The 14,053-nt window shown below is 72.2% G+C and carries 15 protein-coding genes; 6 read left to right on the plus strand and 9 right to left on the minus strand.

Going from position 1 to position 14,053, the window contains the following annotated elements:
• Positions 1-8: 8 nt before the first annotated feature.
• Entirely contained in the window at positions 9-2,342 is a 2,334-nt protein-coding gene (locus JOD66_RS05670) for a molybdopterin cofactor-binding domain-containing protein (protein WP_204835951.1), read from the minus strand.
• A gap of 149 nt (positions 2,343-2,491) precedes the next feature.
• Between JOD66_RS05670 and JOD66_RS05675 the strand changes: the two genes are divergently transcribed.
• The gene (locus JOD66_RS05675) at positions 2,492-2,707 is read left to right on the plus strand and encodes a hypothetical protein (protein WP_204835952.1); all 216 of its coding nucleotides are present in this window, start codon (positions 2,492-2,494) and stop codon (positions 2,705-2,707) included.
• Here the strand turns inward: JOD66_RS05675 and JOD66_RS05680 are convergent.
• Positions 2,704-3,540: an alpha/beta hydrolase family protein gene (locus JOD66_RS05680; protein ID WP_204835953.1), complete on the minus strand. Its 837-nt coding sequence runs from the start codon at positions 3,538-3,540 to the stop codon at positions 2,704-2,706. The two genes, JOD66_RS05675 and JOD66_RS05680, sit on opposite strands and share 4 nt — an antisense overlap.
• A 4-nt stretch (positions 3,541-3,544) precedes the next feature.
• Positions 3,545-4,195 (minus strand): glyoxalase, encoded by a 651-nt coding sequence (locus JOD66_RS05685; RefSeq protein ID WP_204835954.1) that lies wholly within the window; start codon positions 4,193-4,195, stop codon positions 3,545-3,547.
• A 110-nt stretch (positions 4,196-4,305) separates the two neighbouring features.
• On the opposite strand from JOD66_RS05685, the gene JOD66_RS05690 reads away from it, so the two are divergent.
• Complete coding sequence (locus JOD66_RS05690) at positions 4,306-5,472, plus strand: hypothetical protein (RefSeq protein ID WP_204835955.1); 1,167 nt, start codon at positions 4,306-4,308, stop codon at positions 5,470-5,472.
• Between the two features lie 9 nt (positions 5,473-5,481).
• Positions 5,482-6,126, plus strand: a complete 645-nt coding sequence (locus JOD66_RS05695; protein WP_204835956.1) for a dihydrofolate reductase family protein — start codon at positions 5,482-5,484, stop codon at positions 6,124-6,126.
• Positions 6,127-6,151: 25 nt separating this feature from the next.
• Here the strand turns inward: JOD66_RS05695 and JOD66_RS05700 are convergent, their stop codons facing one another.
• Both JOD66_RS05700 and JOD66_RS05705 read right to left on the minus strand, forming a co-directional pair.
• Positions 6,152-7,084 (minus strand): EamA family transporter, encoded by a 933-nt coding sequence (locus JOD66_RS05700; RefSeq protein WP_204835957.1) that lies wholly within the window; start codon positions 7,082-7,084, stop codon positions 6,152-6,154.
• 138 nt (positions 7,085-7,222) lie between these two features.
• Entirely contained in the window at positions 7,223-7,594 is a 372-nt protein-coding gene (locus JOD66_RS05705) for a DUF5994 family protein (RefSeq protein WP_204835958.1), read from the minus strand.
• A 370-nt stretch (positions 7,595-7,964) separates the two neighbouring features.
• Between JOD66_RS05705 and JOD66_RS28935 the strand changes: the two genes are divergently transcribed.
• Both JOD66_RS28935 and JOD66_RS05715 read left to right on the plus strand, forming a co-directional pair.
• Positions 7,965-8,624 carry an ANTAR domain-containing protein gene (locus JOD66_RS28935; protein ID WP_204835959.1) on the plus strand — a complete coding sequence of 220 codons (660 nt, stop codon included), beginning with the start codon at positions 7,965-7,967 and terminating at the stop codon, positions 8,622-8,624.
• Between the two features lie 17 nt (positions 8,625-8,641).
• A complete protein-coding gene (locus JOD66_RS05715) occupies positions 8,642-9,349 on the plus strand; it encodes a hypothetical protein (RefSeq protein ID WP_204835960.1) in 708 nt (235 codons plus the stop codon).
• Here JOD66_RS05715 and JOD66_RS05720 read toward each other — a convergent pair.
• Positions 9,346-10,179, minus strand: a complete 834-nt coding sequence (locus JOD66_RS05720; protein ID WP_204835961.1) for an SCO6745 family protein — start codon at positions 10,177-10,179, stop codon at positions 9,346-9,348. The two genes, JOD66_RS05715 and JOD66_RS05720, sit on opposite strands and share 4 nt — an antisense overlap.
• 196 nt (positions 10,180-10,375) lie before the next feature.
• On the opposite strand from JOD66_RS05720, the gene JOD66_RS05725 reads away from it, so the two are divergent.
• Positions 10,376-10,993, plus strand: a complete 618-nt coding sequence (locus JOD66_RS05725; RefSeq protein ID WP_204835962.1) for a hypothetical protein — start codon at positions 10,376-10,378, stop codon at positions 10,991-10,993.
• A gap of 839 nt (positions 10,994-11,832) precedes the next feature.
• Here JOD66_RS05725 and JOD66_RS05730 read toward each other — a convergent pair.
• The 3 genes from JOD66_RS05730 to JOD66_RS29380 all read right to left on the minus strand — a co-directional run bounded on the left by JOD66_RS05730 (position 11,833) and on the right by JOD66_RS29380 (position 13,963).
• Positions 11,833-12,063 (minus strand): hypothetical protein, encoded by a 231-nt coding sequence (locus JOD66_RS05730; RefSeq protein WP_204835963.1) that lies wholly within the window; start codon positions 12,061-12,063, stop codon positions 11,833-11,835.
• A gap of 35 nt (positions 12,064-12,098) precedes the next feature.
• Positions 12,099-13,172, minus strand: a complete 1,074-nt coding sequence (gene ychF / locus JOD66_RS05735; protein ID WP_204835964.1) for a redox-regulated ATPase YchF — start codon at positions 13,170-13,172, stop codon at positions 12,099-12,101.
• A gap of 77 nt (positions 13,173-13,249) precedes the next feature.
• Entirely contained in the window at positions 13,250-13,963 is a 714-nt protein-coding gene (locus tag JOD66_RS29380) for a M57 family metalloprotease (protein ID WP_204835965.1), read from the minus strand.
• Positions 13,964-14,053 lie beyond the last annotated feature (90 nt).

Below are 14,053 nucleotides of genomic sequence, written 5' to 3' on the forward strand. Positions count from 1 at the left end.
GCGGATCCTCAGGAGAGGTAGTCGAGGCCGTTGGTCGGCGACTCGGGGACGGACGGGACGAACGGCTTCGGCTCGAAGTGCAGCGGGGCGTGGAAGTTGATCGGGAACTCGGTCGGCATCGTGCCCGTCGCCCGCGCGTAGGCGCAGGCCACGGCGGCCATCGACGCCGCGACGCCGGCCTCGCCGACCCCGCCGGGCTCCTCGCGGTCGGAGTCGACGACCTCGCAGTGGAACTCGAAGGGCGTGTTCCACTGCCGGGTGTACGCCGAGTTGTCCCAGCTGGCCTCGAGGAAGTGGCCGTCGACGAGGTGGTTGCCGTAGCTCAGCGCCTGCGCCATCCCGTCGGAGAAGCCGCCCATCATCTGCGCCTGCACCCCGAGCGGGTTGATCGCCAGCCCGCAGTCGACGACGACCGTCGCCTTGGTGACGCGAGGGCCCGTCACGGCATCGCGGACCTTGCGGTTCACCGTCTCGGGACGGCAGTCGATCTCGACGAGGACGGCGGTCGCGCCCTTGTACTCCTTGTGGATCGCGATCCCCTGCGCGGTTCCGGCCGGCATCTGCCTGCCCCAGTCACCGAGCTCGGCAGCCCTGCGCAGCACCTTCTTGACGATCCCGCTCTTGAGGTACTTGAGCCGGAAGGCCACCGGGTCCAGCTTCAGCTTCGCCGCCAGCTGGTCGACGATCAGCTCGTTGGCGGTGCGGACGTCGGGTGAGTAGATGTTGCGCACCGAGCTGGTGTTGAACCGGTCGACGTCCTGGTTGGACTCGTTGAGCAGCTGGGTGACGACGCCGAAGTTGTAGGGCAGCTCCTGGCTGAGCAGGAAGATCGTCTCGGAGAAGCCGAGATTGGCCAGCCCGGTCGGCAGCGCGGCCACCTCGGCGGTGAGCCGCTCCCCGAGCCCGTGGGTGAAGTCGGTGGACACCGAGGTGTGCCGCTGCTCGAAGGAGACCACGCTGCCGAGCAGCATCGTGGCCCGCACCCGCGAGGTGGCCATCGGGTGCACCCGGCCCTGGCGCGGCTCGTCGGCGCGATGCCACATCAGCTTCACCGGCGCGCCGAAGGCCTTCGACGCGTGCGCCGCCTCGATCGCGGAGTCGCTGAACAGCTTGCGGCCGAAGGAGCCGCCGCCCTGCACGACGTTGACCGTCACCTTCGCCTGCGGCAGCCCGAGCGCCTTCGCGACCTTGGACTGCGCGTCGATCGGCGACTTCAGCCCGCCCCAGATCGTCGCCGCGCCGTCGCGGACGTCGGCGATCGCACAGTTGGGCTCCAGCGCCGAGCCGCTGCGGAAGTGGAAGACGAAGTCGCCCTCGACGGTGGTCGCGCCGAGCTTGGGCACCGCCAGCGGCAGCTGCGCCCGGCGCAGCTCGGCGAGGATGTCGTCGGACGACCTGCCGGCGACGGTGCCGGCCTTCCACTCGACGTCCAGCGCGCGGACCGCGTCGATGCACTGCCCGAAGGTCCTCGCCCGCACCGCGACGCCCGTCGGGATGATCGCGACGTGGGTGACGCCCGGCATCGCCTCCACCGCGGCCCGGTTGCGGATCGCCGCGGCCGTGCCGTTGAGGTCGGGCGCCCGGCACACCATGGTCGGCAGCGCGCCGGGTACGTCGAGGTCCATCGCGAACCGCTTGCGCCCGGTGACCGCGTCGAGCGCGTCGAGGCGGCGCTGCGGCGTACCGACGACCGTGCGGTCCGCGAGCGACTTCAGCTCGACCTTCACCTGCTTGGTCGTCGCCGGCGCGGCGAGGGCCGCGGCCTCGCCGTACGGCAGGGCGTTGCCGAGCAGGTCGTAGATCACGCCACCCTTGACGCGCAGCGTGGTGACGAGCGCGCCGAGCTGGACCGCGGCCGCGTCGAGCAGCGCCTTGCGGGCGACGGCGGCGGCGACCCGGATCGGGGTGTACGTCGAGATGGTCGTGTTGGAGCCACCGGTGAGCTGGTTGAACAACAGCTCCTTGCGGGCCGGCGCGAGGGTCACGTGCACCCGCTCGACGGGCAGGTCCAGCTCCTCGGCGATGATCATCGCGGTGGAGGTGGTGATGCCCTGCCCGACCTCCATCCGCGGCAGTGCGAAGTGCGCGTCGCCCGCCTCGTCGACGTGGATCGCGATCAGGCCCGACGTCGGCAGGGTGCAGTGGGTGAGGAAGTCGTTGAGGTCGTAGATCTCGGGCACCTGCGGCACCGACGGGATCGGAAGTCCCGCGGCCTGCGCGGGCGCGGCGCCGAGCGCGAGGTCGGCCGCGACCACGAGGCCGGTCCCACCCATCACGTAGCCGACGAAGGAGCGCCGGGTGAGACCTCCGGCTCGCCGGTCGGTCGTCTGGTCGTGCGACATGACGGAATGTCTCCCGTTCGTCCGAGGCCGGCGCCGCCCCATGCAGCGCCACAACGGGTGGCCTCCAGCAGCGTGGCACCCGTCACACCGCCCTGGCCATGTGAGTCGGTCCAAGGCGCCTTGGAGAGTGCTCCAAGTAGGTTGGGGCCATGGACCAGGACCGCTACGGCACCCGGCCGCGCTGGCAGCGGCTGCTCCTCGGCCTGCCGCCCGCGCTGGCACTCCTGATCGTCGGTGGCTACTGGACGCTGCTGTCCTGGGGTGTGATCGGCGACGAGACCTCCAACACCTTCTCGATCATCGGGCCGATCCTCGCCGGCTTCGGCGTCGCGCTCGGCTGGGTCGTGCTGCAGCGTCGCGACTAGGGCCGGCCGCGGATCCAGTCGCCGACCGTCCTCGCGAGCGGCAGCGGCCGGGCGTCCGCGTCGAGCAGCAGGTCGTAGCCGTGCCCGGACTCGGCCCCGACGAACCGGCCGCCCTCCGGCGCCTGCTCGACGATCTCCCGCGCCGCGTCGACCTGGTCCGCACCCTCGCTGTCGGCCATCGCCACCAGCACCGGCACCTTCAGCTCCCGACCGCCGTCGACCACCTCGATGCCGTCCCAGTCGACCGGGCCGGACAGGTCGACGGCCCCGGCGAGGTCGCCGTCGGTGGCGGCCGTCATCAGCGCGACGCTGCCACCCATCGACGCGCCCACGACCACCACGCGGCTGCTGTCCCTGCGCGCCTCGGCCAGCGCGACCTCGACGGCGTCCACCTGGTGCGCTCCGGTGCGATCGCCCGTGCACTCCGACTCGCCGTAGCCGCACAGGTCGATCGCCAGCACCCGCAGCCCCGGCTCGGCGACCAGGTCGGCGGCGTACGGGAGCCAGCCGCACAGCCCGTTGCCGTCGGTCTGGTGGAGCAGGACGGCGACGGTGCTGCCACTGCCCGCGGTCACCGCAGCGATGCTCCCGACCTCCGGGTCCGTCAGGGTCGTCGGCGTGAACCCGGCGTCCGCGACGTCGGCGGGCTGCGGGCCGCAGCGGCCGAGGGGACCGTCGAGGGTCCGCCAGGGCTGGTCGGCCTGCCCGGTGGGCGTGGGGGTGGGCGACGGGGTCCGGCTCGGCGTACCGCCGACGGGGTCGTCGCCACCGCCGCAGCCGGCGAGCGCGAGGGTCGTCAGGATGGTCGTCACTGCCCCGATGCGTGATCTCATCGCGTCATTGTCGGTCCTGGCGGCGGAGGTGGGGCGAGATCAGCGCGGTCCGCACCGACAGCCCCAGGTCGCGGCCGCGCACCGTCGTGATCCGCCGCCCGGGCTGCACGGCGTCCTTCACCGGCCCGGTCCGCTCCCCGAGCAGCGCGGCCGCCGCGTCGATGTCGGCCACCACGTGGGTCAGTCCCCACAGGCAGGACGGGCCCGCACCGGCGGTCTCCGGCGAGCCGACCACCTCGAGGATCACCTCGCCGAGCCGGTAGAACAGCTGCCGCATCGGCGTCCCGCCCAAGGCGCCGGCCCGCTCCCGTCGTACGTCGAGGCCGAGGGCGCCCAGGGCCGCCCCCGTCCGGGCGAGGTCGGGTGAGAGCAGTACGACGTGGTCCAGGTGGGTCACCCCGTTGGGGTGCGTCGGCGCCTGCGCCGCGGCGGGCGGGTCGGCCGGCGCGGGCGTCGTGGGGATGCCGTCGACGTCACGGGTGTCGCCCGGCACTCCGCCCAGCGCCCAGCCGACGATGCCGGTGCCGTGCTGCGGACCGACCAGCCGGATCCGCACCGCGCCGACCCGGCAGACGTCGCCGTCGACGGCGAAGCCCACTTCCCGCCAGGAATCGGGCCGGTCCGCGACGAGAAGGTCGGTGAGGGTGAGGGTCACGGGCGCGATGCTGCCAGGTTCTCGCGGCCACCCTGTAACGAAATCGACGTCGCGACCGCTCCCCCAGCAGACCCACCGACACCGGCGACGCGCACCAGGAGCCTCCCCCCATGCACCGGTTCGACGTGCCCGAACCCCTGCCCGACGGGTCGCGGCTCCTCCACATCGGGCTGCCCAAGACCGGCACGTCCGCGCTCCAGGCGTCCTTCCACGCCGCCCGTGATGCCCTCGCGGCGGCGGGCGTCGACTACGTGAGCCGGGGCCCGAACCCGCTGGGCGCGGCCAGGTACGCCGCGGGCGCCCCACTGCCGATGCCCGCCGACGCCGAGCGGGCGGCGCAGCGGTGGGAGCGGATCGCCCGCCGCTTCCGTACGTCGAGCGCCCGCCTGGCGGTGCTGTCGAGCGAGGCCTTCAGCGGCGCCGCTCCGGACCGGGTCGCGGCCATCGCGGACGCGCTCGGGGCCGACACCACGGTGGTGGTCACCCTGCGCCCGACGGCCGCTCTCCTCCCCTCCCACTGGCAGCAGGCGGTCCGGCGCGGCGCCACCGAGCCGCTCGGACGCTGGCTGGCGCAGGTGCTCGACCCCGAGCATCCCCACGCCCGGGCGATGCGGACCTACGCTCCGCAGGCCATCCTGGCGACCTGGGGCCGGCACTTCGCGCCCGGGCGCCTGGTGTTCGTGTGCGCCGACCCGGCCGACCGCTGGTTCAACCACCGCACCTTCGAGGCGCTGCTCGGCGTCGACGGCGTGCTGGAGCCGCAGCCGGTGGCGAACTCGTCGCCGCCGTACGCCGAGATCGAGATGCTGCGCCACCTCAACCTCGCGCGCCGGAACCGCCGGGACGAGCACGACCACTGGCCCCGGGTGCTCCGCCGGGTCGGGCGGCGGATGGGCGACGCACCGCCGCCGTCGGTGAGCGGCGACCGGCTCCTGCTGTCGCGCGAGGTCGTCGAGCGGGTCAACGACGCCACCCGCACCTCGATCGCCGCGCTCGAGGCGTCCGACGCGATCGTCGTCGGCGACCCGGCGCACCTGCTCTCCGACCCCGACCGGCACCCGGTCGACCTCGCCGCACCGACCGCCATCAGCCTCGAGACGGCCGGGTGGTTCGGGAGCACCGTCGGCGAGCTGGCGGCGGCCGAGCTCGACGAGCGCTCCCGCGAGCGGATCCGGCGGCTGGAGGCGGAGGTCGAGCGGCTCACCGCGCTGCACCGGGCCGGCCGACGTACGCCGGTCCGGGACATGCTGCGCCGGATCGCGGGCCGGCAGTCCTAGGCTGTCGCCATGGCAGTCAGGGTCGACCTCAACATCTCGCTCGACGGCTTCGCGACCACGACCGACCAGACGCCCGAGAACCCGTTCGGCGACGACTGGCCGCGACTGACCGGCGCCTATGTCGCCACCCGGACCTTCCGCGAGCGGGTGCTCCACGACACGTCCGGCGCGGGCACCACCGGCGTCGACGACGCCTACGCACAGGCCTACTTCGCCGAGCTCGGTGCCGAGATCATGGGCGCCGGCATGTTCGGGCTGCACGACTTCCCCGACGACCCCGACTGGCGCGGCTGGTGGGGCGACGAGCCGCCGTTCCGGATCCCCGTCTTCGTGCTGACCCATGGTGCCCCGCGCCCGCCCATCGAGATGGCCGGCGGCACCACCTTCCACTTCCTCTCCGCGACCCCTCGCGAGGCGCTCCACCGCGCGCTCGAGGTCGCCGACGGCAAGGACGTCCGGGTCGGTGGTGGGGCGAGCGTGGTCCGCGACTTCCTCGCGGCCGGGCTGGTCGACCAGCTCCACGTCGCGATCGCGCCGATCCTGCTGGGGCGCGGGATCCGGCTCTGGGACGACCTGCGTGGGCTCGAGTCGGGCTATGACGTCGTCACCGAGACCGCCGAGAGCGGCACGGTCCACGTCACCTTCCGCCGGTAGCCGGCGGGCCGGCCGGTCACGCCGGTCACGCCGGTGAGGCCGGTTCCAGCGCCGGGTCCTCGACCGTGCGCCGTGGGCGCTCGACGGTGATCACGACGGCGACGGCGGCCACGATCACCAGGCCGCCGACGAGGACGGCCCGGGTGACCGGCTCGTCGAGGATCGCCCAGCCGAGGAGTACCGCGACGACCGGGTTGACGTAGGCGTAGGTCGCGACGAGGCTGATCGGCGCGTTCGAGAGCAGCCAGACGTACGCCGTGAAGGCCACCATCGACCCGATCACGACGAGATAGGCCCAGGCCAGCCAGGCCCGCGCGTCGTACGCGAGCGGCGTGGGCGACTCCCCCAGCACCAGCCCTAGCGCCACCATCATCACGCCGCCCGTCCACATCTCGTGGACGGCGACCACGAACGGGTTCTCCGGCAGGGTGAGGCGCGGCTGCACCCAGGAGCCGAACGCCCAGAAACCGCTCGCCGCGAGCACGAACGCCGCCCCCACGATCGGCACGTCGCCCTGGTCGCGGCCGCCGAGCACCAGCCAGGCGAGGCCGGCGAAGCCCAGCAGCACGCCCAGCACCGACCAGCCGCGCGGCCGGTCGCCGCTGCCGACCCGGTAGGCGACGACCCACAGTGGCACGGCCGCGACCAGCAGCGCCGCCACCCCGCTCGGCGCGCCCTTGCTCTCCCCGACCGCCACCAGGCCGTTGCCGAGCAGCGGCAGCAGCAGCCCGAGGGTGGCCGCGCCCAGCAGCTGGGCGCGACTGACGCCCAGTCGCACGCCCCGCAGCCGCAGCACCACGCTGAGCAGCAGGCCGGCCGCCACGAACCGGGCGCCCATGCTCGTCAGCGGCGGCATCTCCTCGACCACCACGCGGATGCCGAGATAGGTGGAGCCCCAGACGACGTACACGATCGCGAGCGCCGTCACGACCATGCCGAGCCGAGCCTGTCTGTTCATCGCACCCCTGCCTGCCTCATCGCTCACCCTGACGACGACAACCGGACGGCGCCAGTCGATATTGCGTCACCGCCGGGGATTGGCAGCGGGTCGACGCAGCATGGCAGTTACTCGATGACTCCTGAACCCGGGCGCTCATCAGCCGGGTGCGCGCCCGCTGCCGGGCCACGCGATGCGGATCCGCAGCACCTCGCAGGTGTGCAGGCGGAGCAGCACCAGGCCGCGCCCGCGCTCCTCGGGCAGGGAGCCGGCCTTGACCCGGCCGTACCGGGTGAAGATCGCGGTCGCACCGGCCTCCCAGTCGCCGGGCGCATAGGCCAGGCGGTCGACCCGGCCCCGTTCGACTGGGAACTCGTCGACCAGGTGCGCCCCCTCCCGGGCCAGGTCGCGACCGTACGGCAGCCAGAGACCGTCGGCGAGCGACGGATCGTGCCCGTCGGTCAGCCTCAGCCGCAGCAGGCCGAGCGCGTCGGGATGCCTGTGCGGGTACCGGAACTCGGGCGCACTCACGGCGCCGCCTCTCGTCGCGCCCGTCGCGGCGCCGGACGCGCCGCGGGAGCTTCGTGCTCAACGGTACGCCGGGGACGCCACCTCGCCGCCCGGTAGCGCCTGACCAGCACGCCCGCCGGAACTCTCCGTCGCCGTGCGGGACTGACCCCGGCCGGCGCGGGTAGTGCCGGTGCAGTCGGCGTACGGCCCTGGGGACGTTCGGGCATCCGTCGGCGAGGCCCTGGCTGGGGAGGTGGGCTCCCAGGCACCGGCTGGGGTCGACCCTCCTTCCCACTCTTCCCGAGCCCGGGCCTCGGGTGCTTTCATTGCCGGACAGGGGCATGCGCCCCTCTCGGGGTGCCGAAGGTGCGAGCGAGCCTGGAGGAAGCCGGTGGCCGGACAGTCGATCCCGTCGCACGGGTCCCCGCGGGCCGGGCGGTTCACCCACGACGTCACCACGGGCACTTGGAAGTGGGACGACGAGGTGTTCCGAATCCACGGCATGGAGCCGGGCGACCTCGAGCCGACGACCGAGTACGTCCTGGGGTGTGCCGCGCCCGAGGACCGCGAGCGGATCGCCGAGGTCCTGATCCGCTCCACGACGACCGGCGAGCCGTTCAGCGTCTGCTACCTCCTGGCCGCCGAGGACGACGTCGAACGGCGCGTCGTCCTCGTGTCCGAGGGCGGCGTGTGCGACCCGAGCACCGAGGTCCCGGTGACCCAGCTGGACGGCTACTACGTCGACCTGACCGACGACTTCGCGCAGGTCGCGAGCGAGGAGGCCCGGGAGGCGGTCGCGGCGTCGGCGGAGCACCGGGCCGCGATCGAGCAGGCCAAGGGCAGCCTGATGCTGGCCTACGGGCTCGACGCCGACCAGGCGTTCGCGATGCTGCGCTGGTGGTCGCGCAGCAAGAACATGAAGGTCCGCGACCTCGCCGAGCACCTCACCCAGGTCGCCAGCAACGGCGACCTCACCGACCAGCCCCTGCGCCGCACGATGGACAACCTGCTCTACGACGGCGCCGCGCCGGGACCCGAGTCGACGCCCTAGTCTCCTAGGCTCGCGCCGTGCCCCTCGTGACCCGGCGGACCTGGACCCGGGCCGCCGGTGTCGTCCCGTTGACGGCGCTGGCGGCGATCGCAGCCTGCGTCGGCGCCGTCCTCCTGACGGCGGGCGCGAGCCACCCGACCCAGCTCCTCGTGGCGGTTGCCACCCTGGTCGCCGGGGCGCTCGCCGTGCTCGTGGCGGCGCGCACCCTCGCGCCGGACGCCGTCCATCGCGGGGTGGGGGCCGCACGCGCGGCCTGGGCACGCGAGGATCCCGCGGTCGAACTCGGCGCGGACGGCGCGGCCGACGCCGCGGACGCGCTGCTCGCCCTGCCTCGTGGCTGGCGGGTCGCCGCCGCGCGCGGGCGGGTCGTCGTCCCTCAGGGGAGGGTGGAGACCTGGGTGCTCCGCGCCGCCCGGGGCTCGGGGCGCTCGGACCGCCGGCGTGAGGTCGTCGTGGTCCCCGCCGCCACCGGTACCGCCCGCGCCAGCTTCGGCGACAGGCCGCACTCGTTGTCCCCCGCCTGGGCCGCGGCCGGGCAGGTGGAGGAGCCGTGGGCGACGGAGGTACGCCGCCGCATCGGGCGGCACCAGGACCTTCCGCTCGCCGTGGTGATCGGCGAGCAGCGCGTCCTCGTCATCGCCCTGGACGACCCCCGCCCCGAGACCGCGCGGGCCCGCGTCGAGCTGGCGCGCGACATCGCCGCGATCGTCGGAGCGCGGGGCTAGGCGTCGAGCGGAACCTGCTCGTGGGCGGCGGCGAAGACGGGCTCGAGTCCGGCGATCAGCTCGTCGAGCTCCTCGGCGCTCAGGGCCAGGTAGGGCGCCGTCGCGAGGGTGTCGGTGAGGTCCTCGATCCGCTGCTTGGTCGCCCGGCCCGCGTCGGTCATCGCGCCGGCGCCGTCCAGCAGCCCGCGTCGACGCAGGCCGGCGGCGACCGCCGCCAGCTCGGACTCCGGCAGATGGTGGGTGCGGCCGAAGTTCTCCAGCGTCAGGCCGACGGAGGCCGCCAGCAGCGCGTGCCCCTCCAGCCCGCCGATGCCGTGGGCCACCAGCGCGGCGATGTGGCCGTCCCCTCGATGCTCGCGCAGGAGGGTGGTCGCGTGCCACAGGCGGGCGACCGGCTCCTCGGGTACGGCGATCGCCCGGAGGCCGGCGTACAGGACGCGGCCCTCGGTCGGCGCGCTGAGCGCTGCTCGGGTGGCCAGATCGGCGACCCGGCGCAGACCCGCATCCTCGGCGACGGCGCCGAGGCGGTCCCGGAGCGCGGTGGCGCTGGCGCGCTCCCGCAGCGCTATCGCGTCCTCGGGGCTGATCCGCGTCCACACCCACGGGAGGTGCCGGGCCACCTCGCCGTCGGCGAAGTTGTAGAAAGCGGCGTGGACGACCGCGGCGGGCGCCAGGCCCAGCGGGGCCGCCCGCCCGGCGAAGTAGCCGTCCCAGAAGCCACGCATCCCGACCTCGCGGAACGCGCGGTCGACGTCAGCGGAGAAGCTGACGGTGGCGATCGGCTCGATCAGCTCGAACAGGCGTCGGACCTTCTCCGGCGGATGGGTCATCTGCTCGCTCCTCTGGTGGTCGCGGGCGCCGCCTCCGGCGCCACTCACCCCTACCACGAACGGGGAACGCCCGATACGACAGCGAGATGGTCGCGGGAGCCGCCGTCGAAGACGGGGCAAAGACCGTCAGACATCCCCGGTGCCGCCCACACGGTGATGTCACACTGAGCACTCCCATCGTGACAGGAGCGCAGTGGTGACGATCTCTCGGGTGCTGCGACTGGTGCCGGCAGCGGTGCTGGTGCTGGGTCTGTCGGCCTGCACGGACGACGACCCAGACACCGGCGACACGCCCTCGGCGAGCGCGACCGGCAGCACCGGGAGCACTCCGGAGGCCACGTCCCCAGCACCTGAGACGTCGGCACCCGAGACGCCGTCGGTGGTGCCGGCGACGGGCAAGGAGATCGGCGTCGCGACGGTAAGTATGCGGCTGACCGACGTGCCCGGCTGGCGCCTGACCAAGACCGACGTGATCGTCGTCGCCCTGCTCCACCCGGCAACAGGTGGAACCCTCAAGGTGATCGTGCAGGACTCCCCGAACCAGCCGGGTCGTGACACCGACGACGAGGCCGCGGGGTGGGAGCGGACGTTGGCGGTCGAGCCGGCGGCGCCGACGCGGGTCGCCAACCGGGTTCTGGACCAGGTGGAGTGCTTCGTGCTCGACGGGCGCACCGACGAGCTCCGTCACTACGTCGTCGGTGGGGTGGTCGGGGACAGGCACTTCCTGCTGCAGTTCCAGGTGCCGGCCGAGGTCGCCGACGGTGACCAGCTGATCGAGCAGATGCTGGCATCGATCGACATCAAGGACCGATAGGCGCCCGCGCCGCTCGTCACCCGGGCGAACTACACGTTGAAGCGGAACTCCACCGCTTTGCGTTGCAGATAGGCATGAGCGGTCCCTTCGGCGTATCGGCAAAGTCACCGCTCGCCGCGAACGTGCACGACGCGATCAGGCTCTCCCAGCCCCCTGGTCTGAACCCATCCCTTGCCATGTACGAACCCTTCCGCAATCAGGCGCCTCTCCTGCCCACGTGGCGCCCAATCTCCGCGGTACATCTGCGACAGCCGTTCGCCCGAATCCTCGAATAGATAGCAGTCCGCATAGACCTTGCCTCGATGCAGCCACTCGTGCCTGACGATCGGGCGATCGGCAAACCGCTCCAGCAGTGCCGCTCCCGCAGCGGCCAACTCCTCCGGGGCACCCTCCACCAGGAAGCCATCGACTGCTCGGCTGGTCGGAAATGAGCGATCGTGGACGCTGATCCGGTCTCCCCGGAGCTGCCACGGCGCAACTCGAGGCCCACGGAGACAAGTGCAGTGTCGGGCGCATCGACGTCGAGGACGATCAGCAGGCTGTCTTCGGTCAACTCGCCGCAGTAGGGGCGAAGACGATCGTTCAACCGCGACCGGAGTGCGACCAAGAACGCAAGTTGGCCGGCCGTCAAGGTCTCGCCCTCGAGCTCGAAGAAGGCCAGATCGTCCACGCGGCTCACGGTAGTCGAGCGCGCGGTCCCGCCCGTCACGCGATCGATGCACATCGGACTTCGGGAGAGGAGACCAACTCCCCACTTGATTGGGCGCAGTCAGTTGCTCATCCAGGACACGAACGACGCGCTGGGGCAGAACTCCACTGCTCTGCGCGGCGACGACACACTAATCTTCGGGCAGCTGATCAGACAGCCCGACCTCGAACGACAGCCGGGGACCGAGCAGCGTCATCAACCTGTCGCGGTCCTGTGACGCCACCTGGTGAAGCACGTGCGCGACGCCTTCGAGAGCTCGGACGTCGTCATCCTCGGTCGCGGACTCGTCGCGAGCCTCCACGTATCCGACGATCGCACGCAGCGCCTCAGCGAGCAGGACCTCGACCGGATCGCTCGTCATGACGGAAGACTAATGCCGTCACGACGGGGCCGTCCTCAGACGTTGAAGCGGAACTCCACCACGTCACCATCCGCCATGACGTAGTCCTTGCCCTCCATCCGCACCTTCCCGGCCTCCTTCGCCTTGGTCATCGACCCGGCGGCGACCAGGTCGTCGAACGAGACGACCTCGGCCTTGATGAAGCCCTTCTGGAAGTCGGTGTGGATGACACCGGCGGCCTCGGGGGCGGTGGCGCCCTTGGGGATGGTCCAGGCGCGCGACTCCTTGGGGCCGGCGGTGAGGTAGGTCTGCAGGCCGAGGGTGTCGAAGCCGACGCGGGCCAGCACCTCCAGCCCGGGCTCGGTGACACCAGCCTCGGCGAGGAACTCGGCGGCCTCCTCGTCGTCGAGCTCGATCAGCTCGGACTCGAACTTGGCGTCGAGGAAGATCGCCTCGGCGGGGGCGACCAGCTCGCGCATCTTGTCCTTGAGCGCGTCGTCGGAGAGCTCGTCGGCGTCGCAGTTGAAGACGTAGATGAACGGCTTGGCGGTGAGCAGCGAGAGCTCGCGCAGCAGCGAGCGGTCGATCGAGGTGGCGATGATCGGCGTACCGGCCTCGAGGGCCTCCTTGGCCTCCTTGGCGGCTTCGAGGTTGGCGACGAGCTCCTTGACCTTGCGCGCCTCCTTCTCCAGCCGTACGACGGCCTTCTCGACCGTCTCGAGGTCGGCGAGGATCAGCTCGGTCTGGATGGTGGAGATGTCGTTGCCGGGGTTGACCTCGCCGTCGACGTGGGTGACGTCCTCGTCGCGGAAGACCCGGGTGACCTGGCAGATGGCGGCGGACTCGCGAATGTGGGCGAGGAACTTGTTGCCGAGGCCCTCACCCTGCGAGGCGCCGCGGACGATGCCGGCGATGTCGACGAACTCGACGGTCGCGGGCAGGATCCGCTCGGAGCCGAAGATCTCGGCGAGCTTCGCAAGGCGCGGGTCGGGCACGCCCACCACGCCCACATTGGGCTCGATGGTGGCGAACGGGTAGTTCGCCGCGAGGACGTCGTTCTTGGTCAGCGCGTTGAAGAGCGTCGACTTGCCCGCGTTGGGGAGACCGACGATGCCGATGGTGAGTGCCACGGGCGCTGAGTCTAGGGCGGTACGACGAGGGGGCCCGAATCACCGGCCCAGGCCCCCTCGTCGTCCACCGGGAGGGGTCAGGAGCCGTAGAGCGCCCGCGCGCCGGCCGCGTCGGAGGCCTGGAACTCCAGGTCGGCCGAGCCGCCGTTGCACTGGGGGTAGTGCATGATCGAGGAGGAGTCGTACGGCGTCAGCGGCCGCCAGTTGTTGTCCTCGAAGCAGGTGCCGGCCTCGGGCCGGGTGTGCTCGTGGCGGAAGCCGAGGGTGTGGCCGAGCTCGTGGCCCAGGATGTCGCCGGGCTCCCAGGTGCCGGAGGTCCAGATCGAGTCGTCGACGAGGACGTTGCGCTGTCGCTTCGGGGTGCTGGGGAAGAAGGCCCGCGCGATGTACTGGGTCGTCGAGACCGGCTCGACGGAGAAGAGCACCGCGTTGTTGCGCGTCGTGCAGCTGCGGTCCTGCGCCGGGACGTAGACGAAGTTGATCCTCGACGACGCGGCCTCCCAGAGCCCGGCGCCGGCGCTCATCGCGGCGACGATGTCGTCGTGGCGGGTGCCGAACTTGGTACTCACGCAGTAGGTCAGGTTGGCGACCTGGGTGGCGCTCCACCGGTCGTCGGCGCCGTTGACGGTGTTGACGACCAGGCCGTTGTCCTTGGTCTTCTTGGACGCGACCATGGTGTCGTAGAAGGAGCGCAGGTCGGCGCGGTTGCTGATCGCCTCGTCGCCGTTGACGACATAGGCGCCGTCGACGTCGACGTACGTCGAGGCCTCGAACTGCTTGAACGTCGGCACGCCGCGGTGCTGTCGGCATCGGCGGCGGTCGACAGGGTCGCGCCCGCGAAGGCTGCGACCAGGCACGCGACTCCGGCGGAGATCTTGTGG

Source organism: Nocardioides nitrophenolicus, from assembly GCF_016907515.1.
Lineage (GTDB): Bacteria > Actinomycetota > Actinomycetes > Propionibacteriales > Nocardioidaceae > Nocardioides > Nocardioides nitrophenolicus.

Bases quoted from the DNA above. Each gene is read 5' to 3' on its own strand.
- JOD66_RS05670 (WP_204835951.1), bottom strand. From the start codon at position 2,342: ATGTCGCACGACCAGACGACCGACCGGCGAGCCGGAGGTCTCACCCGG.
- JOD66_RS05675 (WP_204835952.1), top strand. From the start codon at position 2,492: ATGGACCAGGACCGCTACGGCACCCGGCCGCGCTGGCAGCGGCTGCTC.
- JOD66_RS05680 (WP_204835953.1), bottom strand. From the start codon at position 3,540: ATGAGATCACGCATCGGGGCAGTGACGACCATCCTGACGACCCTCGCG.
- JOD66_RS05690 (WP_204835955.1), top strand. From the start codon at position 4,306: ATGCACCGGTTCGACGTGCCCGAACCCCTGCCCGACGGGTCGCGGCTC.
- JOD66_RS05695 (WP_204835956.1), top strand. From the start codon at position 5,482: ATGGCAGTCAGGGTCGACCTCAACATCTCGCTCGACGGCTTCGCGACC.
- JOD66_RS05700 (WP_204835957.1), bottom strand. From the start codon at position 7,084: ATGAACAGACAGGCTCGGCTCGGCATGGTCGTGACGGCGCTCGCGATC.
- JOD66_RS05720 (WP_204835961.1), bottom strand. From the start codon at position 10,179: ATGACCCATCCGCCGGAGAAGGTCCGACGCCTGTTCGAGCTGATCGAG.
- JOD66_RS05730 (WP_204835963.1), bottom strand. From the start codon at position 12,063: ATGACGAGCGATCCGGTCGAGGTCCTGCTCGCTGAGGCGCTGCGTGCG.